Here is a 24,864-nt window from a genome sequence, read left to right as displayed (position 1 = left end):
GTTGTAGCAAGTCAGCAACGTTTCCTTGTTTTATTTGCAGAAACAGAAACTCCAATCTGATAATTATTTAAAATAATACTAATAAATATTTATTATTTAAATATTTAATTATAATCAAAAAAATCATGTTAACACATAAATTTAAAGTTTTTAAATACTGTAAATGTTTAACCTAATTTTTCATATTAAAAATATCATAATAATCTTATTATCACAAAAAACCAACATCCCTAATTATAGGTATTGTATTGTTAATAAAATACTAATATATTTATCGCGCAATAAAACACCAACTATGACACAAAAAATTACTCTTGTTATTACATTATTATTAACTTCATTATCGGCTTTTTCCCAACTTGACGGACAATGGTCTATTGAAGGAAATTATGGTGTTGGATTTGCAAGCAGGCCTTCTTTGAAAAGTGACGGAACTATTAACTGTGCTACACGTTACATGTTTGACGAATTTTGGGGTGTAAAAGGTGATTTTGCTTTTGAAAAGTTCCGCACAGACGAAAGAATACCTACAGGAGTAGACTATTTCAGGATATCTGCACAGGCAGTATATAATATAGGCCGTGCTTTAGAATGGCCTGCCTACACTGATGGTTATATAAACGGACTACTGCATGCAGGACTTGGATATTCGCATTTTTCGTCTACAGTTACCACTAACGATGATAACATGGGTAATATCATAATAGGTTTTACACCGCAGTTTCAGCTTTCTGAACGCGTTGCCATACAAGCCGATGCATCTTATATTGTGCACATAAGACAACACTTTGATTATGATGGTTATTATCATTTTCCCGGACCTCCAAAACCTTTTATAGGAGGGCAATACAATCTTACTTTTGGTTTGGTAATATATTTGGGAAGAACCTCATCTGACTATGACTGGAGATAAACATAAAAACAAATAATAAAAATGGGCTGGTATAAATTATACCAGCCCATTTTTATTAACAGTATTTGAAGCCTTACCTAACACTGCTTACCTGTATTTAGCAGTACTACCGCACCTAATATAAGCCCGATACCCATCCACTGTATAATATTTACAGGTTCGCTCAATATTACATAAGCCATACTTACCGATACCGGCAACTCTATAGACGATACTATACTGCCCAAACCAATGCCTGTTTTAGGGAAACCTGCATTAAGCAACAATGGTGGCAACACTGTGCCAAACAACGCCAACGGTATACCCCATCTTAAAAATATCGAAGCATCAAAAGAACCTTTCCAGGTAATAATTGTAAAAGCAAGCACTATTACAGCGCTTCCCATAAGCATATAAAGGCTTCGATTGGGTGCCGTTAAATGGGTAGCAACACTGTTGCCTGCAAACATAGTGGCAGTAAACGATGCCGCTGCTGCAAGACCCCAGGCTATGCCCACAAAAGAAGGAGCTTCAGCACTGTTAATAAGATTGGTAGCAAGCACTGTACCTGCCAACACAATTAAAACAGCTATTATTTTTTTACCCGAAGGTGCTTTTTTGTTAAGCATCCATTCCAGCAGAACGCCCATCCAAACGGTTTGCATGAGCAACACTATGGCTATAGAAACAGGTATATATTTTACAGCCATATAATAGAAAACGCTGGTAAACCCCATAGAAGTACCTGCAACAACAAGCGAAAGCCTGTTAGATACCGATGCCTTTGCCATTTGAGCTCCTTTTTTGTTTTTTTGAAAACTGAATATTATAAACATACCTAAAAGCCCTAGCAGTATTTGAGAAGCCGTAACTTCGGCGGTAGAATATCCTTCGGTATAGGCGAGTTTTACAAATGTGGCAAGCATGCCATAGCTGGCAGCCCCAAGACCTACATAAACAACACCCTGAAATACATTATTTTTTGCCATTTTTTAAATTTTAGAAAAGCGGGCAAAGATAATGCTTATGTTTTATTTTTTGGGTATGTTTTAGTTAGGTTAAACATTAGGTAATCTAAAAACAGTAAACAAAATTAAGGTTAGGATAATGACTTTAAAAACAGGATTACTGTAAAATGACTTAAAAACTAAATAGTAAAATAGCAATTTGGTAAATTCTAAAAAAATTCCCTGCTTCTGTACCAGTTTTCTTCAATTTTCCAGTGCTGGTCAGGATCACTTTTAGCTCGCTTTTCTAAATTAATTAATTTAGCGGGATCGTCTGAATAAATTAACATAGTTGAAGGAATATCAATGGCTCCAGTGTAAATAATAAAACCAACCGTAACTTTAGGATAAAGGCTATTTTCTCTCGAGATTACTATTTTATTTCCATCGTTAGATACCACAGGAATATTATACGGTAGCTTACACCACGGATAATATTTATTTTCGGTATTAGGGCTCAATTTAAAATTACGAACCTGTTCTACGACTTCCATTCTTTTATTGTATTGAAGATACCAATCCACTTTTTCTGTCATCCTGTATGTATAGGGATATAAGCAATTAACAATTAATAGTATATTATATACTGTAACCTTTTCAATTCTTGATCTGGTAAGTTGCTTTCGCTCTTTAAATAATTTTACAATCTGAACGACAGACATTATAAAAAAGAAAATAAACATAAAAAATAAAACTATTGAAATAACTCCCATAGTAGAAAAATAGTAGTTAATTATTTTAATAGCTATCCAAAAAACAATGAGTAAAATTAAGCCTTTGCTCTTCATATATTTTTTATATATCATACTAATTTAACAATAAAGATCCCTCCTACACTTTCGCACAAAAAAAGATTTTTTATCTTCATTATCCATCTTTACGATCTTTCAGTCCAAAGAATTTATATACTATCAAAGCCACTAGAACTCCGCTTAACAGGCCTCCTATATGAGCTGCATTATCTATTCCAATCGAAAGCATTCCCATTACAAGATTGACACCTGCGTAAATTGCGACGAACATAAATGTTATTTTTCTACTTTCTTTAGGAATAGCATTGGTAAATAATAATCCCAATAAACAACCATACAGCCCAAAAATTGCGCCAGAAGCACCTACACTAACAACATTATCATTCCATAGAACACTTGCCAAACTACCGCAGATACCACAAATTATATATAGTACAAAATATCTCGTGCGCCCCAATATTGGCTCCACAAAAATTCCTGCAATCGCGAGTCCAAAAATATTAAGTATAACATGCATTATACCACCATGTAAAAACATACTTGTAAAAAGTCTCCACCATTCACCGCCCATTGTTTCTAAACGTCTGTTGGCTCCCCAATGTAAGAGGTCTGTACCTTTGGGCGAAATAAGATTTACACCACTAAATATCATTATCAGAAATACAATAATATTGATATTTATAATCACAGATGTTGCAAAGTGGTCTCCTTTTGGAACCAAATAATTAAGCATGTCTATTAGATCATCCTGCTTAGGCTTTTCACCTTTTAAAAACTTATTATGTTCCGGCTTACTATACCCCGGAATAGCAAGTAATAATGTAAATACTACTATCCCAATAAGGAATGATCCGAATATCCAGAAAAGCTTATTCCCATTTCGACTTTCATAGGTTTGCCTAACAGGGGTAAGTACAACACAATTTTCATTTGGAACAGTCTTAATACAATCCTGTATAGCTTTAAAATAAGAGTCTTTATCATCAGATGTAGGAATCCTTTCAAAATGATCAATATCATAAAAATCATACGCCATTAATTTAGTAAGGCAGTCTTTATAAAAATCTTCGAACGCCTTCTTTTTTTCGCTACTACTTAATCGATTACTAACGTGATCACTATATTCGATTCCATACCAGCACCTTTTCTCTTTAGGTGCTGATGACGAACCTATAATAGGCATAACGAAATAAGTATTAAAATTCAGAGTTTCGTTATGTTTACCACTGGTATTAAAATCAGTATAAGATCCGCCATATAAAGTATCTACTACAAAAGTATTAATCTTGTAATAGCGTACATTTTCCTTAAAAGCCAACTCATCTACATTCTTAAGCTCTATAAGCTTTCCTGTAGCGGTTGTAAGGTATGACTGAGAAATTGCCATACTTAACCCTATGCTTATCCAGGCTATTAGCTGAAAAAAGAAACGGCCCTTATCATTATCTTTTTTAAAGGTCAATATGCGCAATCTTTGGCGCAGCCATAAGGTGATGGGGAGCCATGGAAAAGCGAAAGGAATCCAAAGCTCCCATACTATTTCTTTAAGGTCTATAATATTAAACAAAATATTTACATACCTAACCAGTATGAAACCTATAACACTGCCTAATGCAATTTTTACGTAGACAGGTAAAATATAATTAATTTTAATTTTATATGTGCTTATATCCATCGGATGTCGTTTAGCTGGCTAATCTACAATTTTAACATAATACCAAACAAAAAATCCCTCCTGCGCTTTCGCACAAAAGGGATCTACAAAACAACTTTGGGTTAGTTATCTTTTAAGCCATGCCAGTAAATCGGTAAACATGGCCTGGTTTATCTGGTGGCCTGCACCCGCATATTCATGGTACTGTGGTTTTAACCCATGTTCTTCCAAATACGTTTTGGCAGCACGCGCCCAGTCTACCGTCAGCACAGCGTCGGCTGTACCATGGCTGATAAATATATCAAGTCTTTTAAGCTTATCATCGGGTGCGGCAAACGGCTTAATTTCAGGCAGCAGCCTGCCACTCATTACAGCTATGCCTTTTATAAGTTCTGGTTTGGTCAGGGCTATACTGTAGCTCATAATGCCACCTTGGCTAAAACCGCACAAATACACCTGTTTGGCATCAAAGCCAAACTTTTGCTGCATTTGGCCTATAAAATCTATAAGCAGTTTACGGCTGGTTTCCTGCTCTTCAAAATTCATATTAGGCTTGCCGTCTTTAAATTCTACATTAAACCAACCATAGCGGCCGGCACCCAATGTTAGCGACCCGCGGGCTGAGATTATAAGATATTCATCGGGTAGGTTATCGGCAAAGCTAAAAAGGTCTTTTTCGTTGCTGCCCACACCGTGCAGTAAAAATAATACCGGAGGGTGTGTAGCTTTTATTTTAGGCTTCCGCACAAGGTAGTGCAACGCCTCTGTTGTGGTTTGTGCCTGCATGGTTAGGGCAAATAATAGTGTTATGAGTGATTTCATGGTTATCCTATTTTAACCGATGTCATGGTTAGCGAACCCGCTACGGCCTTATCGTTAAAAATGGTTACTTTTTCGTTCTCTCCTTTTAAGGCAAGGGTGTACAAAAGTGGCAGATAATGCTCAGGAGAAGGTATGGCGAGGTCAAATGCTTTGCCTTGGCTTTTAAAATTTATAAGCTGTTTGTGGTCGCCGCTTTTAATATAGGCTTTCATTCTTTCGTTAGCTTCAACAGCCCAGTCGAAACCAAAATTATCGGTGTGGATGTTTTTCCAGTCCATTAATCTTAAGTTATGCACAACATTGCCGCTGCCTATAATAAGGATGCCTTTTTTGCGTAGCGCAGCCAACTGCTTACCCAAATCGTAATGATATTGTGGCGACTGGGTATAGTCTATACTGAACTGTATAATGGGTACATCGGCATTGGGGTACAGGTGTTTTATGACCGACCACGCTCCATGGTCCAGCCCCCATTTATCGTCGAGTCCAATGGTTGTGGTTTTTATAAGTTCTTTGGTTTGCTTTGCGAGTGTTGGGCTGCCCGGTGCCGGATACTGTACATCGAACAAGGCTTTGGGGAAACCGCCAAAATCGTGAATGGTAGGCGGGTTTTGCATAGCGGTTACAAAGGTTCCGCGCGTTTCCCAATGTGCCGACACACAGAGTATTGCAGTGGGTTTAGGTATTTCTCTGGCTATTTTCCTGAAATTAGCCACAAACTCGTTCTCTTCAATCGCATTCATAGGGCTCCCATGACCCAAAAATAGTGCAGGCATGGTTTGTGTATTCTCTAAAGGCTGGGTTAATTTTCCCAGTTCCGATAAATTGCCCACGGCACCGGCAAGGGGCAATGCCGCAAGGGTTTGTAAAAAGTGTTTACGATCCATAAGTCAGTCTCCTTTTAATACCAATTCTGTTATATTTTAGCCTGATATTGCTGAATTTTAATATCTCGCAAAGACGCAGAGCCGCAAAGATATACTGTGGCATTTCCATTCTGGGCGGCTGTTAAGCCGCTAAGCTTAGCGGCTTAACAGCCGCTTAAGAACCTAAAATTAGCTCACAGCTTTGCGGCTCTGCGCCTTTGCGAGACAATTTATCAAGGCTGTTATTGGTATAATTTACCTTACAAAGGTCGGGATAATGAAAAGGTATTTGGTATCACTTTTCGGTAAAATAGTAGTAGTTTTTGTAGAGAGATAATAGATGATAGACAAGAGATAATAGACAAATCCAAAAACCATCAACCATCAACCAAAAACTAACAACCAAAAACTAACAACCAAAAACCACCCTTACATCATCTTCTGCATTTCTTCTCTAAACCGGCTTGGGGTTTGGCCGGAACGCTTCTTAAATACGCTGGTAAAATAGGCTTTTTCGTTATAGCCCAGTTCAAAGCCAATTTCAGATATGGGCTTATCAGTATGTATCAGCAGGTTTTTGGCCTCTATAAGTTTGCGGGTCTCTATAATTTCCGAAACGCTTTTTTGCAGTATGTTCTGGCAAATAAGGTTCAGGTTGCGCGAGGTCATGAACAGTTTAGAGGCATAGAATTCTACCCCTTCCGGCCTTCGGAAGTTTTCTTCAAGCAGGGCAAGAAAGTTCTTAAACGTAATATTGTTAGCTTTTAGGGCATCGGCACCTCCATTGGGCTCAATTTTTTTCCGTTCCGATTCTATCATTGCAAACAACGCCGATAGCAAATGCTGTATTACAGGATAATCGGGCGTGGCGGCCTGCATTTCGTTATACATCATATCACACAATGCTGCCATACGGTTAAAGCAATTGCCTTTTTGAGTGCTTATGGTGGCATAGTCGTGGTAAAAGCTGTAAAGCCTGAAGGTAGTTTCCGGTATAAACTCACTTTTAAAGCGAATGACCCACATATCGCAGCGGCCGTTGTTGAGCCCCGGGCGCACGCGGTGTATTTTTCCTTTCGTAATAAAGCTTACAAACGGCGCGCTGTACGTCTCGGTCTTAAAATCTATAAAATGCTCCAATGTCCCCTCAAGCCCAATAATCAGCTCCTCGTAATCATGATGGTGCGGGTTGTTAGGCTGCGTGCCTATGCGCAGAGCTTCATCGGGAGTAAGACGGTATATTTTAAAGAGTGGGGTCATAATGTAAAATGTAAATTTAAACAACTCGGGCGATATTCTTATCTACTAAATCATGACAACACTCCATAACCCCACAAAATAAAAAATAGCAGCAATTATTAAACCGTAGGTATAACCTCTTCTATAAGCACATTTCCGGCAAGGTCATAATAGGTACAGGTCATTTTTTCGGTGTCTACCGTCCATTTTTCTACGCCATCTTCGGCAGCGTGCCTGCAAAATGTAAGGTAATCGGTCTCTCCCGCCTGGTGTATTTTCAGGTGATGTGCTAAACGTTCTTTATTGCCCGTCGATGCAATAGTAAACGGTTGATATTTTGCAGGAGCTTCGGCAATATGATCCTGCCCATTGTAAACCGTACGGCCATCGGCGACATACTGGTTATAAGAAACTACACCCAAAGCTTTTATATCCTGAACATACTGAGGAAAATCGGCACCACTTTTTACTTTGGAATGCACAGCTTTAATCTGGTCGATAGTGAACATATAATTATTGTTTAAGTGAATACTATTGTATTGTTGGCTGTATGCCGCTGCAGAAATTGCCAGTGCAATTGCTGTGTTAGAAAATTTTGCCATGATTGCCTATTTAACTGCTGCAAAGATTTACATTTTACACAGGCCTTAATTGTAAAAAACCGTTTATTTGACTTTTTCAGAAAAGAAAATTTCCGGGGTTTGACCTGTAAAAGTTTTAAAATCTTTTATAAAATGTGATTGGTCATAATATCCGGCATTGTGCGCGGCATAGGCAATATCATTCCCATTATTTGCAAAATCTATTAAAGAATGTATCCTGATTATAGAGGAAAATTTTTTAGCCGTGGCACCTACCGTTTTTCTGAAACGTTTTTCTAATGGGCTTTGGCTTATATGTAATTTTTGAGCAAGCTCCTTAATTCGCATTGTACCATTAGTGAGGGTTATAAGTCGTACTGCCTCTTCTATAAGTCTATCTGTAGACAGGCTGTGCAATTGAGAGATAAGAAACTGTTCTATAACAGTAATACGTTGTGCATCAGTGTAAGCATTAGCGAGACTGTTTGATATATTTTCTAATGTTGATGGGGCGATAAAATTATACATGCCCACACTTTCAGAAAAAAGTTCGTTAAGAGGTATTTTAAAAAAGTTGGCAGCCCCTGTCTCTTTAAAGTAAACCAGCACAGTACCAATACTTTCCGAATTTTTAAATACCCTATAAGTATCCATCAATCCTGTTATTCCTGCCGATGCGAGTGCTGTTACACGGTTTCCTTCAACCTGACTTAAAATTCCCCGATATTGAAATCCCATTACCAGTGCGGTTCCGGGTAAAACAGTATAATTCTGTGCCTCCTGCTGCTCTGAAACAGCAAAGTACTTTATGTAAGGTTGTAAAGCAGCACAGGGGGAATAGAGATCGAACCGCATTGAAATATAATTTTACCAAACAAAGGTAAACAAAACTACACCGCTTCTATTCAAAAACTTACAGCACCCACAATATGTTTGCGGTATTTTATTGGCATAAGCCTGTAACTTCAAAATCAAATCCTTAAATTTGCACCTCTGAAAACAGGACATTATTATGTTTGAAAATTTAAGCGATAAATTAGACAAAGCCTTTCACGTACTTAAAGGCCATGGAAAGATAACCGATGTTAACGTTGCCGACACGCTGAAAGAGGTGCGCCGCGCCCTTTTGGATGCCGACGTTAACTTTAAGATAGCCAAAGATTTTACTACCCGTGTGCGCGATAAAGCCATAGGCGAAAATGTACTTACAACCCTACAGCCGGGCCAGCTTATGGTTAAGCTTGTAAAAGACGAGCTTACCGAGCTTATGGGCGGCGATGCTGCAGGCATAAACCTTAGCGGCAACCCTACGGTAATATTAATGTCGGGTTTACAGGGATCGGGTAAAACCACCTTCTCAGGTAAACTGGCTAACTTTTTAAAAACCAAAAAGAACAAAAAGCCACTGCTTGTAGCGTGTGATATTTACCGACCTGCGGCTATCAACCAGCTTCATGTTGTGGGCGGACAGATTGGCGTAGAGGTGTACAGCGAAGAAGGCAACCGCAACCCTGTGGAAATTGCCCAAAATGCTATTAAGCACGCCAAAGCCAACGGTTTTAATGTGGTTATTGTGGATACCGCAGGCCGTCTTGCCGTAGACGAAGAAATGATGACCGAGATCGCTAACGTTCATAAAGCCATACAGCCACAGGAAACCCTGTTCGTGGTTGACTCAATGACGGGACAGGATGCCGTAAACACAGCAAAAGCGTTTAACGACAGACTGGATTTTGACGGTGTAATACTTACCAAACTGGATGGTGATACCCGCGGTGGTGCGGCTATTACTATTAAATCGGTAGTAAATAAACCAATCAAGTTTGTGGGTACGGGCGAAAAAATGGAAGCGATAGATGTATTCTATCCTAACCGTATGGCCGACCGTATTTTGGGTATGGGCGACGTGGTATCGCTTGTAGAGCGTGCACAGGAACAGTATGACGAAGAAGAAGCACGCAAACTGCAAAAGAAAATTGCCAAAAATGAGTTTGGCTTTGACGACTTTTTAAGCCAGATACAGCAGGTAAAAAAAATGGGTAACATGAAAGACCTTGTTGGCATGATTCCCGGAGCCGGAAAAGCTCTTAAAGATGTAGAAATTGAAGACGATGCCTTTAAACATATTGAGGCCATTATATATTCGATGACGCCAAAAGAGCGCAGCAAACCTGCCCTGCTCGATGCAAAACGCAAAATGCGTGTAGCTAAAGGAAGCGGAACAAGCATACAACAGGTAAACCAGTTGTTAAAGCAGTTTGACCAAATGAGCAAAATGATGAAGATGATGCAAAGCGGCGGCGGCAAAAACCTGATGCGCATGATGGGTGGCATGAAAGGAATGCAGCAATAAACGCCTAAGGCGGTTAAATTATTAGTTTCAGGTTTAAAGTTTCAGGTTGCTCACTCATATCATCAAACAGTGCAATGCCTGTTTTTTTTAAAGGATGCGATTGTATACATGAAACTTTAAATCTGAAACCTGAAACAAACACAACAATAACAACACAACCTTGGTTTTTAGTGCAGGAGTGGCAACCTGAAACTTTAAACCTGAAACTACAAACAACAACAACACAATGACACTACTTGACGGTAAAAAAGTATCGGAAGATATTAAGAATGAAATAGCTGCCGAGGTTGCTAAAATGAAAGAGCGCGGCGAAAAGGTGCCTCACCTTGCTGCTGTTTTGGTGGGTAACGACGGGGCAAGCCTTACGTATGTGGGCAGTAAAGTAAAAGCCTGCGAAAGAATAGGTTTTGAAAGCACCCTTATAAAACTGCCTGCAACCATTAGCGAAATCGAGCTTTTAAAAAAGATCGAGGAGCTTAACCAAAACGACGACATTGACGGTTTTATAGTACAACTGCCCTTGCCTAAGCAAATAGACGAACAAAAGGTGCTTATGGCTATAGACCCAAGCAAGGACGTAGACGGTTTTCACCCGGAGAATTTTGGAAAAATGGCACTGGATATGACTACGTTTATACCGGCAACTCCGTTTGGAATATTAGAGCTTTTAGAGCGTTATAATGTACAAACAGCAGGCAAGCACACTGTTGTTATAGGCCGCAGCCATATTGTAGGCCGCCCAATGAGCATACTAATGGGTCGTAAAGGGTTTCCTGGAAACAGTACAGTAACGCTAACCCACAGCCACACTAAAAACATTAGCCAGATAACTACTCAGGCCGATATTATAATTACAGCCCTTGGCGTACCTAACTACCTTAAAGCCGAAATGGTTAAGGATGATGTTGTGGTGATAGACGTTGGTATTACACGAGTAACCGACGACTCTGAAAAAGGCTACAAAATTACCGGTGATGTTGATTTTGAGAACGTGAGCAAGAAAGCGAGTTACATTACCCCGGTTCCGGGTGGTGTTGGCCCTATGACAATTGCCATGCTGCTTAAAAACACACTGCTGGCAAGAGAGTTGAGAAGCAACAAGAAATAATATGAATAAACCTCGCCAATGGCGGGGTTTATTTTTTTTAGATACTTTTTGAAAAAAGGCAAGCTACGTACCTCATTTTTTCATGCTATATATAACTCCCTCTTTACCTTCAAAATCAAAAAATTCTCTAAAGACAAATCCAAGTTTTTCCAGTACGCGGATTGAGGCACCGTTCGCTCTCATTGCCCTGCCTACAAGTGTTTGCACACTAAACTTTTCAAACGCCAATACCACACAGGCCTGTGCAGCTTCGGTGGCATAGCCATTACCCCAATATTTTTTAAATAACCTGAAACCCAAGTCAACCTGCCCCGTATCTTCAGAATATTTAAGTCCGCACCAACCTAAAAAAGCATCATCTTCTGTACGCATAACTGCCCATCGGCCAAAACCATATCGCTTATAAACATCTTGGTAATTAACAAGAAACAGCCTTGAGGCTTCTACACTTTCAAACACACTGTCGCCAGTATACTGCAATACGTCAGGATCAAGGTTAAGGTCATAAAAGTGCTGCTTATCATCTTCTGTAAGCTCCCGTAGGATTAGCTGTGTGGTTGAGGTTATCATATTGATTGTTTATGTAGTAGCAAAAAAAATTATTCCCAAATCTTCAGCTCATCAACATATAATTCCCCCTGATAGGCATCACTTTCAACTTTAATAGCTATGTAATAAATACCACTCTGAGGAACACATACCTCATGGTTACTGCCAAGATTAAGGCAGGCTCCTTTTACAGTGTGTTTATTGACTGCTACAGTAGCTGCCGATGGTTTATGTTTAGTAGCCAACGCTACCTTAAACTTCTCTAAAGTATTAGGGGCATTGTTACCATATAAGTATTCTATTTTATATACATGTCCCTCTGCAAGATATATAGGCTTACTGAAAAACCAGGCGTTAGCCTGTTCATAGCAGGGTGTATAAGTTAGCACATTGCCATTGTAGGTTCCTGATCTATGAGGGCGTACTGCCCAACTGTTACCCGCTATGATTTCTTTACTGGTGCATTTGGGAATGAGGTTATACAACTCCGATTCAAAATCTTCTGTGTAAGGCAATGCCACAGGGCTGCACTCCTGAGCCCGAACGATTTGCAAACTAAACAACAGTAACAACAGGAAAATCTTTTTCATTATAACAGCAAAGTGCAGTAAAAGTAAAGGTATGTTTTTAATTAGCCGCTATTGCCAAAACAAAAAAAACCTCTCCGTTTGTAGCGAAGAGGCTTAGACTCAAAATTAAATACAAAATCAAAGTGTTCTTTGGCAAATTAAAGATTTTTAATCTAAATAACAAATACCTAATTATAGGTATTTTAAAATTTTTTAGCTAATTCTTTAAATTTTATTCTTTTTTTAAATTATGCGTTTCGAACACACAACATACCCTTTTGATCGCTATCTGAAAAAGCATATTCAGTCACATCAAAAATGCAGGGATACATTGCTTTTAAAAAGACAAAAAGCCTCCTGTGAGAGGAGGCTTAATGACATCAAAAAAATTAAAAAACGTATTGCGCTGAATTAGAAATTATTGTTTAATAAACTTCATACTTTTACGTGCATTGCCGCTATAAACGTTTAGCATGTATGCTCCTACCGGGAGTGTTTGCACATCTATTTGCGCATTGGTACTTTCTATATTTTGTGTAAGCACTAATTGCCCTGTTATGTTATATGCCTCAACCTTTTCGATGGCAATGGCATTTTGCAACGTAAGCACATTATTTACAGGATTAGGATATGCTTTGAATCCGGCAAATACAGCATCGTTTAATCCGGCAGTAGCCGTAGTTGTAAACGGCACAGAAACCCAATCGCTAAAAATATTACCGCACATGGTCCTTACATAAGCATAATAGGTAGTATTTGGCTCAAGACCTGTAAAACCACCCGTTTGGCCTGTAACCATTATAAAGTTGGCCGGAGGTGTATCGGTAGTACTGTAACCAAAAAAATATCCAATAGTGGTTGGCTCAGTTTGTTCTTCCCAGTTTAAGGTTGCTGTTGTAGTAGTAATATCATCCACCGTTACTTCCTGCGGCACACCACACATCCATTCCTGAACCTGGATATTGTCTACATAAAGGCTTCCCTGCTCTGATGCACTATAAGCATTAAATCCGAAGTAATAGACACCTGTAGTTGATATGGCTATAGGGTTTTCATAACTAAATTCTACAGCAGTACCTCCTGTAATTTCAGGATGATCTGTAAGATACTGCCTTTCCGGGTCGTTATCAGGACGTGTAGGGCTTGTTGTCATTAATGTTCTTAGCCTTTCTGTTGTTTCGGTACTGTCATTACCATATTTATAAGAAAATCTGTAAACCATACCCGCCTGTAGCTCTATACCCTGAGTAAAGAACCAAGCCTCGGCAGGCTCATCGCTGTCTGGGTAATACAGCACATTGCTGTCAAAACCGTGGCCGGGTGCAGCATCAGTACGCCAGTTCATACCGCGGTCAAATTCGGTTACGGTAGTACATGCCGGAATTTCAGGAACCGTAGTATCAGATTCAAAATCGAGCGTATAAGGCACTGTAGCCGCAGCACAAGGTGTGGTAAATTCCATTGATATCCATTCGCTCACAGGGTTTCCGCAAAGGGTACTTACAAAAGCATAATAAGTAGTATTAGGCTGTAAATCTGCAATATCCCTCATAAGATTAGGTGTCATCTGGAAGTTTGTAGGTGGAGTATTGGTAGTACTTACACCATAAAAATAACCAATTGTAATTGGACCGGTGCTTGGCATCCAGCTAACAGTAGCCGACGTAGGAGTAATATTAGTAACGCTAATGGCAGTTGGAGGGCTACACACCAAAGGCTGAACCGAAATATTATCTACATACAGCGTCCCCTGGTTAGGATCGCTAAATGCATTAAAACCAAAATAGAAGGTTCTTGTTTCTGATACTGTTACAGGGTTCTCAAAGCTGTACTCTACAGGCTGGCCTCCCGTAATAGCATCGTGTGTGGCGATATAGCTGTTTACAGGCGCAGAAGGATCTGTAACAAAAGCTGTCCTTAATTTCTCGGTAGTAGTACTGCTGTCATTTCCATAGCGGTAGGACAGCCTGTAGGTTCCGGGTGTAAGGGTAATGCCCTGAGTGTAGAACCATGATTCTGACGCCTCTACCGAAGGGCCGCATTGCAGCGTGATATCCTCAAAACCATGCCCTGGGTTGTCTACGGTTGCCCATTGCGGACCAAAACCTACACTCTGTGTGGTACAGTTTGGGATTGCTGGTACCGTTGCGGTTTCAAAATCGAGCAGGTAGGGTGCTGTTACAGCCGGGCAGTCTTGCGCCCATAGGGCTGTGGGCAATGCCGCGAGCAGCAAAGCCATTAGGGTACTCTTTTTCATAGTGTATTTGTGTTAATGTATGTTTGCTAATATAGCAACTTAACAGCCTAAATATGAATAATTTAAAAATATAACGAAATAACCAAGAAATGTTAACCAAACACAACTAACAACGTTGTAAACTACTGATTATTAACACAAATTTATGAATTTGCCGCTCACGATTATGAATTTACTGTAGTGCTCAAACACAGGGTTATGGTTTTACTGACTATATTTTGATGCAGAAATTCTTTTTATATGATTTTTGAGTAAAATTGATGTTTGAAAATCATTAAAAAAGGCGTCCAAAAAATATTTTTTGGACGCCTTTTTTAGAACTGATTTAAAAGAATCTGTAAATGACTTAGAGAATTAAAAATCTGTAGCCGTGCTCACACTTTTCCATGCATCAATTTCGGCAGTAAGCTGGGCAATTTTTTGTTCGGCCATACTTGCTGCATCACTTCCAAGGAAAAGATGAAGGGGTGGGTTTGGCGCATCTGTAATTTTTATAATCTCTGCTACACCTTTGGCAGGGTCGCCAGGTTGGTTGCCGTTAATTTGCTCCTGGTGTGCCTTTTCAGACTCACGGGTGCTTGTATAGGCATCAATGGGATTTTTAGGCAATGCAAGTGAATCGCTTTCAAGGAAATTGGTACGGAAGTAGCCCGGCATTACAATAGTGGTATTAATACCAAACTCTTTAGCCTCAACGGCTAAAGCTTCAGTAAGGCCGTTAACCGCAAATTTTGTAGCACAGTAAATACCAAAGCCGGGGAAGCTGCCTACAAATCCGCCAATAGACGAAATGTTGATAATATGGCCACTGCCCTGAGCCCTTAATTGCGGAAGCGACTGGCGTACAACATTTAAAAGCCCGAAAACATTTACATTAAAGTTTTGACGCGATTCGGCATCGCTCAATTCTTCCACAGCACCAAGGAGGCCATATCCGGCATTATTTACTACTACATCCAGTTTCCCGAATTTTGCAACAGTAGCATCAATAGCTTGTTTAACGCTTTGTTCGTCAGTAAGGTTAACTTCTAACGGGAGTAAGTTTGGGTGCGTGCCTGCTGCTTTTTCAAGGTCGGCCAAACTGCGCGATGTTGCTGCAACGTTATCTCCCTTAGCTAATAGCTGTTCGATAAATAAAAGTCCAAAGCCTTTAGAGGCACCGGTAATAAACCATGTTTTATTTGAGTTCATAGAATATTTATTTAATTGATTAATAATCTGTTGAATGAGATAATTGTTTTAATGATTCTATTTCTGCGGTAAGCGATCCTATTTTCGCAACAGCACGTCGGTAAGCATCACTGCCCAAAAACAGGTGTAACGGCGGGTTAGGGTTAAACCCGGCTTCAATCATAGCAGCCGCAGCTTTTTCGGGGTCGCCCTGCTGCTGACCATTCATGGTAAGGTATTTTTGATGGGATGCCCTTATAGCCTCATATTCGGCTATGGGATGCTGCGGAAGGGAAAGTGAGTCGTCGGTCAAAAAGCTGGTCCTGAAAGCCCCCGGCAATACCAACACAGCTTTAATACCAAAATCTTTAACATCATCGGCCAATACTTCGGTTAGCCCGCTAATGGCAAACTTGGTGGCGGCATAAGTTGCCCAGCCAGTTGCAGCCGAAAAACCTGCAATAGACGATATATTAAGGATGTGCCCGCTTTGTTGCTGCCTCATATAGGGCAATGTATGGCGAATGGTGTTTATGGTGCCAAAAACATTAACGTCGAAAGCATTGCGAACCTCGGCATCCGTAAGCTCTTCAAGGCTTCCGCCAATGCCATAGCCGGCATTGTTTATTAAAACATCGATATTGCCAAAGGCAGTAATGGTTAGGTCTACCGCATTTTTTACAGATGCATCATCGGCAAGATGTACCGCTAACGGTAAAAAATATGGAGACTCGCTGCCAACAGCTTTTATAAGATCGTCAACATTTCGGGAGGTGGCGGCTACCTTTTGACCGGCAGCTAAAAGCTGCTTTACAAGGGCGAGGCCAAGCCCTTTTGATGCCCCGGTTATAAACCAGGTTTTAACGGTGTTGTATTGCATAACTTACTACTGATTTAATTACAGTACAAAGTTAAGCCACTGGTATTCAGATTAAATTACGCCCGTCAAACAGATTATTGCTAAATTGAAACAGTGCGGAATTTTGTGGGGGTAAGGGCGGTTGCCTTCTTAAAAAAGTTATTAAAATGGGCAGCTTCTTCAAAACCAAGACTTTGGCTAATCTCGGCAATATTCCAGTCAGTATGCTTTAGTAATGCCTTTGCCTCTCCAAGCAAACGTTCGCTTATAAGTGTGGTAGTGGTTTTGCCTGTAGTATTTTTAACAGCACGGTTAAGGTGGTTTACGTGCACACTGAGGCTTTGGGCAAAATCGGCAGCAGAGCGCATATTAAAACGCTGCAGAGGTGTTTCTATAGGAAACTGTCTTTCCAGCAGTTCATTAAAAACGGCTGTAATGCGCGAGTTGGCATCGGGGTGTGAGTAGATGTTAACGGCAGCCTCTGTTTTTAGAGCCAGATGTATCATTTCGTTTAAATAACTGTGCAGCAGGTCAAATTTAAAAGCGTAGTCAGAGTTTATTTCGTCGAGCATCTTTTCAAACAACTCGCTTATCTTGTTCTCATGTGCTTCGTCCAATATGTAAGATGGCTTTCCGCCAAGGGCGAACATTGGCAGCTCAGCAAGGTTGGTGCGCGATTTCTCGGTAAAAAAAGCGGGAGTAAAAATGCAGAAGTAGCCGCGTACATCTTCGTCCAGTGACTCCCATGTATAAGGCACCTGCGGATTAAAGAAGATTAGTGTAGTGCCGTTTACCTCAATGCTTTTGTCGGCATAATGGTAGCGGTTGCGGCCTTTTATAAGGGTAATTTTATAGTAATCGCGGCGGGCATAGCGAACAGGCTGCCCGTGCAAACAGTCTTCTAGCCTAAACACATTAATATGCCCTACACTGCTGTTAATTCCGGCAGGCACACCGCTTTGTAATTTTTCCCTGTAAAACTCTTCAAGGCTTTGCGTCTCCATAATGCAATTGTATTATACAAACAAATATAACACTTGAAAATATATCTTCCAAAAATGTAAAGCGTTTGTTTTAAAGGCATTTTTATTACAAATAATAATTCAGCAGGTGCAAAAATCAAGCAATAAATAAAAATCTCATTTATAAAACAATCATATTATCCCTTCATCCATTGCAAGTTTTATTAGCTCGGCAGATGTTTTTACATGCAGTTTGTGCATAATGTTGCGCCTGTGGGTTTTTACAGTATGCTCGCTAATAAAAAGCTCGTTAGAAATAGCTTTGGTGTTTAACCCGTCGGCAAGGCATTTTATAATCTCCTTTTCACGTTCAGAGAGTTCCTGTGCATTGGTCTTTGGAGTTGTTTTTCTCCTGAAATAATCGAACACCTGATCGTTAATTTTAGGATGAAAATAATTTTCACGCCGACTGGTACAAATAATGGCATGTACAAGTTCGGGCTTAGAGGCATCTTTAAGTATGTATCCCTGCGCACCTTTTTCTAACGCGCCTTTAATTTGTTTTATAGACTGGTGCATGGTAAGCATTAGTGTGGGCTTGTTGTAGCCTTTACTCATCAGCAGTTCCATACAGGCAATACCATCCATTACGGGCATGTCAATATCCATCAGTATTACATCTATATCCATAGTATCTAAAATATAGGGTATTGCAACACCACTTTTAGTATGGGCTACCACCTCAATACCATCTTCGGGTTTAAACATAGATTTTACCCCCTCGGCAAATAAATGATGGTCATCTACAATAAGTACTTTTATCATGACACTTTTTTTAAGAAGTTATAGTAATGGGCAGATCAATATTTACAGTAGTACCGCTTGCCGGATTACTGTCAAATCCAATTTCGCCATGCAAATTAGCGATCATTTCTTTTAAGGTTTTTAAGCCTATCCCAAAATTATCTTTTTGTTCCATACTTGCATCAAACCCTTTGCCGTTGTCCTGCACAATAATATTAATAAGGTTTTCATCATCAAAACAGGTAAGCAATATAGACAGTTTTGTAGCTTCAGAGTGTTTGAGCACATTGCTTACAAGCTCCTGTACAATGCGGTATATTATTATTTCATTCTCCGCCCCCATTTGTTCGCGGCACATTGCCGCCGAAAACTCTACCTCCAGCCCGTTAGCCTGTTGCAGGTGCTGTGTTAGCTCCTTTAGTGCGGGCACAAGCCCGAAATTATCAGATATTCCCATATTGAGGGCATGCGATAAATTACGAATATCAGCACAGGCACGGTCTACCAGTGTGGTTAGTGTATGGTGGTTCGGTATCGCTTTTTCGTCTATCCCGTTCAGGTTTACTTTAATGGTTGCCAGCAAACTGCCAAAATGATTATGCAATTCTCGGGCAAGGCGCCTGCGCTCGTTTTCCTGCCCCTGCACCATAGACTGCAGTGTTTTTGTTTCGTGTGCGGCAAGCAGGCTCCTTATTTTTTCGCCGTGCTGCTTTTGTTCATTAGCAGCCATAAGCCTTGTGTTTTGCAGACGCTGCCTAAAATAGAGCAGCAATAAAACCGCTATTACCAGCAAAAAGCCGGTAATAATTATATATATCCTATTCAATAGCTGGTGCTTTTCTAGTAATACAATCTCTTTTTCTTTTTGGCTCACTTCAAACTCAGTGCGCAAATTAGCAATATGCCTAACTGTTTCGGTATTATCTATACTGTCTTTATAGGCAATGTACTGGTTTTGATAGTCGAATGCTTTCTTATAATCATTTTTCTTCTCATAAAGTTCAGAAAGCAGCAGCGAGGCATCACGTATCTGTTCTTTTAAATGGAGTGATCGGGCCATGGCAAGTGCCTGCGTTGTGCTCTCTATGGCCTGCTCTGTATATCCCTGCTCCCAATAAAGTCTGCCTAACTGGTTATAGTAGTCAGATATGCCATAGTTGTCTCCAAGCACGTGCAGCATTTTTATAGCTTTCTTTAAATCCTGTTCGGCCTTACTATAGTTGCCCTTTTTCCAGTACACCAACGCTCTGTTACCTACTGTATAAGCTTTGCCAATGCGAAGGTTTGTAGTATTAAAAAGAGGCTCTGCCTCGTTGTACAGCAACAAGGCAGAGTCTAACTTATTAAGTTTATAATAGTTATAGCCGGTATTGAGAAGGTTTATGGCCAACTGTTCGTCATTGCCATGCTTCCTGATGATTTCGATAGCATTTTTATTATAGATGAGCGCGTTTTTTAAATCGTTGTTTGCAGAATAGCCATTGGCAATTTCTTCATAAGCTTCAGCCTGCAGCTCATATTTTTTTTCAGCCGATGCTAAAGCCGCACTTTTAAACAGGTTTTTTAAAGCTGCCTTAAAGTTCCCTTTTAAACGATAGGCAACCCCCTTGTAATGATAAGCCTGTATCTTGTAGGTTGGCTTGTTGTATTCGTTAGCGAGCGCCAGCAATTTATCTGAATACAGCAATACCTCATCCGGAGAAGATGAGGTAGCCGATATTTTATCTATCAATGCCATTCTGTGTACTAACGACATTGCATGGCTGTTTACCAGCAAAGCCTTCAGGCTGTCTGCCTTATCCTGGTTTTGTGCAATAGCTTTTGCACAGAAACAAATGAACAGGAAACAAAAAAATATAATTAATTTATTTCGCCTCACAAATATAGTGGTGTGTTTTTATGATATATTATCCTCTCCCCTGTCTAACCCTAAGCACAGGGTCTATACATAGCGGAATCTCTGTAACCGCATCTCCTTTTATTTTTCTAAGAAGAATTTTTAAATTGAATTTTACAGAACATTCCTGTACTACCCGGGCCACATTTACATCAAAGCTTACTTTGCTTTTTGGATCCTGAACTTCAAGAACCGCATACGGATGTGGCTCCGGTACAAACTCTACAAACGTTAGCATATGATTGGAGAACAACTTAAGCGGCAATATTGTAACAGTAATCAGATCACCTTCTTCTACTATAGTGGCAAAATCTTCTACAGCATTGCCTAACGCCATACCGCCCTGATTATAAATAAGTGTATGCTCAAGAACTTCTTCACACCGAATGTCGCCAAAAGAATAGTCTGTTAGTTGCAATGATTCGGCAATTGCAATAATACTGTCTGTGTCTATTTGTAAAAAAATGTGTCTGGATGTGCTCATAATTAATTTGTTTTAAAAGGTTTATACAAATCTAACCAAGCTTTTCCTACACTTAATACCCCAAAAGAGGTATTTAAACAAAGGTAACTCTTATTGTTCCAGCCTGTACAGTTACTGTCATCCTTTTTAATACCATTTTGTATGAAGGCGATTACCCCAAAAGGGGTATTTACAAAAACCATCCTTTTGCCTGACAGAAAGATGATTTATCCTGACCAACTTTGTAATGTCTTGAAAACGATGCATCACCACAAACTAAGACAGGCGAAAAACCGAAAAGCCTTATGAGTAGGAAAAGTGGAGCAGAAACCACTTTAATAAACGGGCCTTCCTGTACAGGTATAATTTGCAGGGGCACATCCTGAGAAGCCTTACAATCAGGGAAATAAAATTTACCAATCATGTCAACATATAAAATAGACGTACCAGCAGGCCCAATATGGAGCCAGGAAGATGCACCGGCAAAAGCCAATGCAGTAGCCGCAGCACACCAAGGCAAATGGACCGGACAATGGAATACCGTTGTGCCAAGCCAAATGAGTGTAGTACAGTTAGAACTTCCTGTAACGAAATCAGGCGTTCACGAATTTAAAACCGATGTTCTTGCCGGGCCGCTTTGGAGTAACGATGAAGCTCAAAAGATCGGATCTGTAATTGCTGCTTCTTATGGTGCCGAGTTTACAGGCCAGTGGAGAACAATTGTAGAAGGTGTAATGAGTGTAGTTGAAATTAAATACACTTTTTAATTTCAGCAAAAGCAAGATCCTTTGTATAAAGACAGAGTCTGATAAAGGATCTTACTTTTTATTTCCTGTGTGCAGGAATAAATGCACAAGGCGGAAACCGAAAAGCCTTATGAGTAGGTAAACCAAAAAACCAATTAAAAAATGTCAACAACAACCGAAAATTTAGTAGGCGCTTATTCGCCATACACCAGCCAGATCGATGATACTGCAAAAAAAGCTTTTAAAGAAGCTATGGAAGGCCTTTTGGGTGTGCAATATACCCCGGTGGCGGTATCTCAACAATTGGTAGCAGGATTAAACTACAGGTTTTTCTGCAACGCAAAACCAGCAACTCAATATCCTTTTAATGGCGCTGCAATTGTAAGTATTTACAAACCTTTAAACGGTGAAGCTCACATTACAGGAATCCAAAAAATTCATTAGTAGTTAAAAAATTTGTCGGCTATCATTTATAATTTAACGGTGCATCCCTCCCTATATTTTTCTTTTAAATTATAATACTTAACGACAAATTAAAGCTGCTCATTAAAGTCCGGAATAAACTTCCGGGCTTTACTTTTTATATTCATGCCATGTTTTAGATACACTTAAGAGCACACTTTTCTCCATCTATAGCAGCAGAGATAATACCACCTGCATAGCCCGCGCCCTCTCCACAAGGATATAATCCCTTTATCTGTACATGCTGTAAAGTTTCGGGGTCGCGCGGAATGCGTACCGGAGATGACGTTCGCGACTCCGGTGCATGTAGTATGGCCTCGTTGGTAAGATAGCCACGCATCGACTTGCCAAAATCTACAAATCCCTGACGCAGGGTTTGTGTCAAGAAGCCGGGAAAAACTTTACCTAATTCAACAGGCGTAGTGCCGGGAACATAAGATGTTTTTGGAATATCTGACGATATTTTGCTTTGTGTAAAATCTACCATTCGCTGGGCAGGAACACGCTGTGTTTCGCCTGCCAAACGCCATGCCTGCTGCTCTATGCTCTTTTGAAATTCCATTCCGGCAAGAGCACCATATTTTGCAAATGGGGCAAAATCTTCGAGTTTAAGTTCTACCACAATACCCGAGTTTGCTGTTTCCTGGTCGCGTTTGCTGGGGCTCCATCCATTAGTAACCACCTCGCCCGGGCTGGTGGCACATGGGGCTATAACCCCACCGGGGCACATACAAAACGAGTACATGCCACGACCGTTAACCTGTTTTACAATAGCATAAGGAGCGGGAGGCAAAAATTCGCCACGACCTGTATTAAAATCGCAGCTGTATTGTATGCTGTCTATCAGGTTTTGTGGATGTTCAGCACGCACGCCAAGTGCAAAAGGCTTAGCCTCTATGTAAATTTTCTTACGATCAAGCAATTCAAAAATATCGCGTGCAGAGTGGCCTGTAGCCAATATAACCTTTTTAGCTTCAATAGTATCGCCATTTTGTATAACCACTCCCTGCACTTCACTGTTCTTAACCAATATGTCAGTCACACGTGTATTGAACAGCACTTTACCACCAAATTCAATTATCTTTTCGCGCATGCTTGCAATAATTTTTGGCAGCTTGTTGGTACCAATGTGCGGGTGGGCTTCAACCAATATCTCATCAGATGCGCCAAAGGCTACAAAAAGCTGTAGTATGCGGTCTACGTCACCACGCTTTTTAGAGCGTGTATATAATTTTCCGTCGCTGTAGGTTCCGGCACCGCCTTCGCCATAGCAATAATTGCTGTCTTCGTGCACAACATGATCGCGGTTAATGGCCTTAAGGTCGCGGCGGCGTTCCTGTACATCTTTGCCCCGCTCTAAAACTATGGGTTTAAGTCCAATCTCTATTAGCTGCAATGCTGCAAAGAGCCCAGCCGGGCCTGCGCCAACAATTATAACCTCCGGGGCGTTAGAAACATCTTTATAATCAGGCAGCGGCACAGGTTTTTCTACATATTCTTCATTATAATAAACCGCCACTTTAAGATTTATTTTAATAGCCTTTTGGCGGGCATCTATAGAGCGTTTTATAATGGCAATATGTTTAATATCGGCAGGTTTAACCTGCATAAGCTGTGCTACATGAGCCGTTAGCAACTGCTGTTGTGCGGCTACGGGTGGTGCTACCTGTATTTGGAGTTCTCTTGGCATGGGGCAAAGTTAAGTTTTTTGTCTCAGGTTGCAAGTTTCGGGCTGTTGCTTTAAGAATGGTTTAAAATCCGTGAGCGAAAGCACACACTCAACTACTCCCCTTTCTCCTCAAACGCATGCAAAGCAAACGAGGCGAGCCAGTGTTCGCCCTCATAGTTACCGTCTACAATGGCAGGCAGCGAAAAATTAAGGTGAGCATCGGCAAGAGTTTTTAAATGCCCCAACTGTTTAGGATATTGCCTGGCAAGATGATAAAAATTCCATGCCCGGCTAAAGTTAAGCCCGTCAAGATGCACCAGGTGTCCGTCAGTACGGTCAGATACTTTGCCGGGTTCCCAAGTGTAGTTTTTATCAAAAAGCTGCGGTGCGAAATCTTTAAGCCATTTCAGGAAATCTTTTTCAGGCATTACGCGCTGCATTATGGCAATTTCCTCAAGGCAGGGCGAAAGAAAATCGGTTCCACTGGGTTCCCAAGTAAAAGGACAGTCTTTATCATTTTTAAAAAGACGCAGGGCATTATCGTGCAGGCTTTTTTGCAGCGGCAGGTTTTTGGCATTAATGGCATAATCCCATGCAAGAGCCATTCCGAAAGCAGTGTTGGTGTGTGTACCTACGCGCAGTGCATAGTTAAGCTTAGGCAAAAATTCTATATACCGCTGGGCTACGAGTGCGCTGAGCGGTTGCAAATTAGCGGCCAGCTCTTTAGCAAAAGGCTCTTTAGAACTTTCAAGCTCTAACTGAAGCTTTAGCAGCCATGCCCAGCCATAAGTGCGCTCAAAAGATTTTTCATGCGTTTTAGTCATATAGGCCACTTCCTGCTGTATGTTTTCTTTAGAAAGATTTACTTTTAGCTTATCGATAATTTCCTGCCTGTTATTTAAGTTAGGAAAATGGTTAAGCAAATACACTAAACTCCAGTGTCCGTGCACGGAAGAATGCCAGTCGAAACAACCGTAAAATGCCGGATGCAGCGTTCTTGGCGGGGCAATTTCGGAGGCATCTATAAGCAATTGCCCCAACTTGTTAGGGTATTCCTGTTGCAGGCATTTTAAAGGAAGCTTAGCCAACCCGTTGGCGCGCTCTGCGGTTAATTGTTGTGCAAAAGTCAGGGTTGTTGTAAAAAGCAGCGAAGCAAAAAGGTATTTCATAGTCTATATGTTGC

The 24,864-nt window shown here is 40.4% G+C and carries 25 protein-coding genes; 5 read left to right on the top strand and 20 right to left on the bottom strand.

The window, feature by feature from the left end; all coding sequences use genetic code 11:
* The first annotated feature begins 295 nt into the window (after positions 1-295).
* Positions 296-913: an outer membrane beta-barrel protein gene (locus GR160_RS12385; RefSeq protein WP_160750192.1), complete on the top strand. Its 618-nt coding sequence runs from the start codon at positions 296-298 to the stop codon at positions 911-913.
* A gap of 77 nt (positions 914-990) precedes the next feature.
* On the opposite strand, the gene GR160_RS12380 is transcribed toward GR160_RS12385, so the two are convergent.
* The 8 genes from GR160_RS12380 to GR160_RS12345 all read right to left on the bottom strand — a co-directional run bounded on the left by GR160_RS12380 (position 991) and on the right by GR160_RS12345 (position 8,668).
* Entirely contained in the window at positions 991-1,881 is an 891-nt protein-coding gene (locus GR160_RS12380; RefSeq protein WP_160750191.1) for a DMT family transporter, read from the bottom strand.
* 188 nt (positions 1,882-2,069) lie between these two features.
* Positions 2,070-2,687 carry a hypothetical protein gene (locus tag GR160_RS12375; RefSeq protein ID WP_160750190.1) on the bottom strand — a complete coding sequence of 206 codons (618 nt, stop codon included), beginning with the start codon at positions 2,685-2,687 and terminating at the stop codon, positions 2,070-2,072.
* Positions 2,688-2,766: 79 nt separating this feature from the next.
* Entirely contained in the window at positions 2,767-4,326 is a 1,560-nt protein-coding gene (locus GR160_RS12370) for a rhomboid family intramembrane serine protease (RefSeq protein WP_160750189.1), read from the bottom strand.
* Positions 4,327-4,431: 105 nt separating this feature from the next.
* A complete protein-coding gene (locus GR160_RS12365; RefSeq protein WP_202390781.1) occupies positions 4,432-5,127 on the bottom strand; it encodes an alpha/beta hydrolase in 696 nt (231 codons plus the stop codon).
* Between the two features lie 2 nt (positions 5,128-5,129).
* A complete protein-coding gene (gene ygiD / locus GR160_RS12360; RefSeq protein WP_160750188.1) occupies positions 5,130-6,014 on the bottom strand; it encodes a 4,5-DOPA dioxygenase extradiol in 885 nt (294 codons plus the stop codon).
* A 408-nt stretch (positions 6,015-6,422) separates the two neighbouring features.
* Positions 6,423-7,253: an AraC family transcriptional regulator gene (locus GR160_RS12355; RefSeq protein WP_160750187.1), complete on the bottom strand. Its 831-nt coding sequence runs from the start codon at positions 7,251-7,253 to the stop codon at positions 6,423-6,425.
* A 98-nt stretch (positions 7,254-7,351) separates the two neighbouring features.
* On the bottom strand, positions 7,352-7,834 hold the full coding sequence (locus tag GR160_RS12350) for a DUF1398 domain-containing protein (RefSeq protein WP_370519219.1): 483 nt from the start codon (positions 7,832-7,834) through the stop codon (positions 7,352-7,354).
* Positions 7,835-7,897: 63 nt separating this feature from the next.
* Positions 7,898-8,668: an AraC family transcriptional regulator gene (locus GR160_RS12345; protein WP_160750186.1), complete on the bottom strand. Its 771-nt coding sequence runs from the start codon at positions 8,666-8,668 to the stop codon at positions 7,898-7,900.
* Positions 8,669-8,825: 157 nt separating this feature from the next.
* Here GR160_RS12345 and ffh point away from each other — a divergent pair, with 157 nt between their 5' ends.
* A complete protein-coding gene (gene ffh, locus GR160_RS12340; protein WP_160750185.1) occupies positions 8,826-10,166 on the top strand; it encodes a signal recognition particle protein in 1,341 nt (446 codons plus the stop codon).
* Between the two features lie 226 nt (positions 10,167-10,392).
* The gene (locus tag GR160_RS12335; protein WP_160750184.1) at positions 10,393-11,274 is read left to right on the top strand and encodes a bifunctional 5,10-methylenetetrahydrofolate dehydrogenase/5,10-methenyltetrahydrofolate cyclohydrolase; all 882 of its coding nucleotides are present in this window, start codon (positions 10,393-10,395) and stop codon (positions 11,272-11,274) included.
* Between the two features lie 72 nt (positions 11,275-11,346).
* Here the strand turns inward: GR160_RS12335 and GR160_RS12330 are convergent, their stop codons facing one another.
* From GR160_RS12330 to GR160_RS12285, 10 genes are all read right to left on the bottom strand, one after another.
* Entirely contained in the window at positions 11,347-11,844 is a 498-nt protein-coding gene (locus GR160_RS12330) for a GNAT family N-acetyltransferase (RefSeq protein WP_160750183.1), read from the bottom strand.
* A 29-nt stretch (positions 11,845-11,873) separates the two neighbouring features.
* Positions 11,874-12,413, bottom strand: coding sequence for a hypothetical protein (locus GR160_RS12325; RefSeq protein WP_160750182.1), 540 nt, complete (start codon positions 12,411-12,413; stop codon positions 11,874-11,876).
* A 397-nt stretch (positions 12,414-12,810) separates the two neighbouring features.
* Positions 12,811-14,649: a fibronectin type III domain-containing protein gene (locus tag GR160_RS12320; protein ID WP_160750181.1), complete on the bottom strand. Its 1,839-nt coding sequence runs from the start codon at positions 14,647-14,649 to the stop codon at positions 12,811-12,813.
* Between the two features lie 354 nt (positions 14,650-15,003).
* Positions 15,004-15,840: an oxidoreductase gene (locus GR160_RS12315; protein WP_160750180.1), complete on the bottom strand. Its 837-nt coding sequence runs from the start codon at positions 15,838-15,840 to the stop codon at positions 15,004-15,006.
* 19 nt (positions 15,841-15,859) lie between these two features.
* Positions 15,860-16,699, bottom strand: coding sequence for an SDR family NAD(P)-dependent oxidoreductase (locus tag GR160_RS12310; RefSeq protein WP_160750179.1), 840 nt, complete (start codon positions 16,697-16,699; stop codon positions 15,860-15,862).
* A gap of 80 nt (positions 16,700-16,779) precedes the next feature.
* The gene (locus GR160_RS12305; protein WP_202390780.1) at positions 16,780-17,682 is read right to left on the bottom strand and encodes an AraC family transcriptional regulator; all 903 of its coding nucleotides are present in this window, start codon (positions 17,680-17,682) and stop codon (positions 16,780-16,782) included.
* 150 nt (positions 17,683-17,832) lie between these two features.
* Positions 17,833-18,465: a response regulator transcription factor gene (locus GR160_RS12300; protein ID WP_160750178.1), complete on the bottom strand. Its 633-nt coding sequence runs from the start codon at positions 18,463-18,465 to the stop codon at positions 17,833-17,835.
* A gap of 10 nt (positions 18,466-18,475) precedes the next feature.
* Positions 18,476-20,200, bottom strand: a complete 1,725-nt coding sequence (locus GR160_RS12295; protein ID WP_160750177.1) for a sensor histidine kinase — start codon at positions 20,198-20,200, stop codon at positions 18,476-18,478.
* Between the two features lie 151 nt (positions 20,201-20,351).
* Complete coding sequence (locus tag GR160_RS12290) at positions 20,352-20,825, bottom strand: hypothetical protein (RefSeq protein WP_160750176.1); 474 nt, start codon at positions 20,823-20,825, stop codon at positions 20,352-20,354.
* Between the two features lie 169 nt (positions 20,826-20,994).
* Positions 20,995-21,228, bottom strand: a complete 234-nt coding sequence (locus GR160_RS12285; protein ID WP_160750175.1) for a hypothetical protein — start codon at positions 21,226-21,228, stop codon at positions 20,995-20,997.
* On the opposite strand from GR160_RS12285, the gene GR160_RS12280 reads away from it, so the two are divergent.
* Together GR160_RS12280 and GR160_RS12275 are read left to right on the top strand one after the other, a co-directional pair.
* Entirely contained in the window at positions 21,227-21,571 is a 345-nt protein-coding gene (locus GR160_RS12280) for a mannan-binding protein (RefSeq protein WP_160750174.1), read from the top strand. The genes GR160_RS12285 and GR160_RS12280 overlap by 2 nt on opposite strands.
* 141 nt (positions 21,572-21,712) lie before the next feature.
* Positions 21,713-21,994: a hypothetical protein gene (locus tag GR160_RS12275; RefSeq protein ID WP_202390779.1), complete on the top strand. Its 282-nt coding sequence runs from the start codon at positions 21,713-21,715 to the stop codon at positions 21,992-21,994.
* Between the two features lie 154 nt (positions 21,995-22,148).
* Here the strand turns inward: GR160_RS12275 and GR160_RS12270 are convergent, their stop codons facing one another.
* Positions 22,149-23,702: an NAD(P)/FAD-dependent oxidoreductase gene (locus GR160_RS12270; RefSeq protein WP_160750173.1), complete on the bottom strand. Its 1,554-nt coding sequence runs from the start codon at positions 23,700-23,702 to the stop codon at positions 22,149-22,151.
* Positions 23,703-23,794: 92 nt separating this feature from the next.
* Positions 23,795-24,850, bottom strand: a complete 1,056-nt coding sequence (locus GR160_RS12265; RefSeq protein ID WP_160750172.1) for a DUF2891 domain-containing protein — start codon at positions 24,848-24,850, stop codon at positions 23,795-23,797.
* Positions 24,851-24,864 lie beyond the last annotated feature (14 nt).

Origin of the sequence: Flavobacterium sp. Sd200, assembly GCF_009826935.1 — a bacterium.
Classification (GTDB): domain Bacteria; phylum Bacteroidota; class Bacteroidia; order Flavobacteriales; family Flavobacteriaceae; genus Flavobacterium.
The sequence above is the reverse complement of the archived record's forward strand: the minus strand, read 5'-3'. Positions and strand labels throughout refer to the sequence as shown.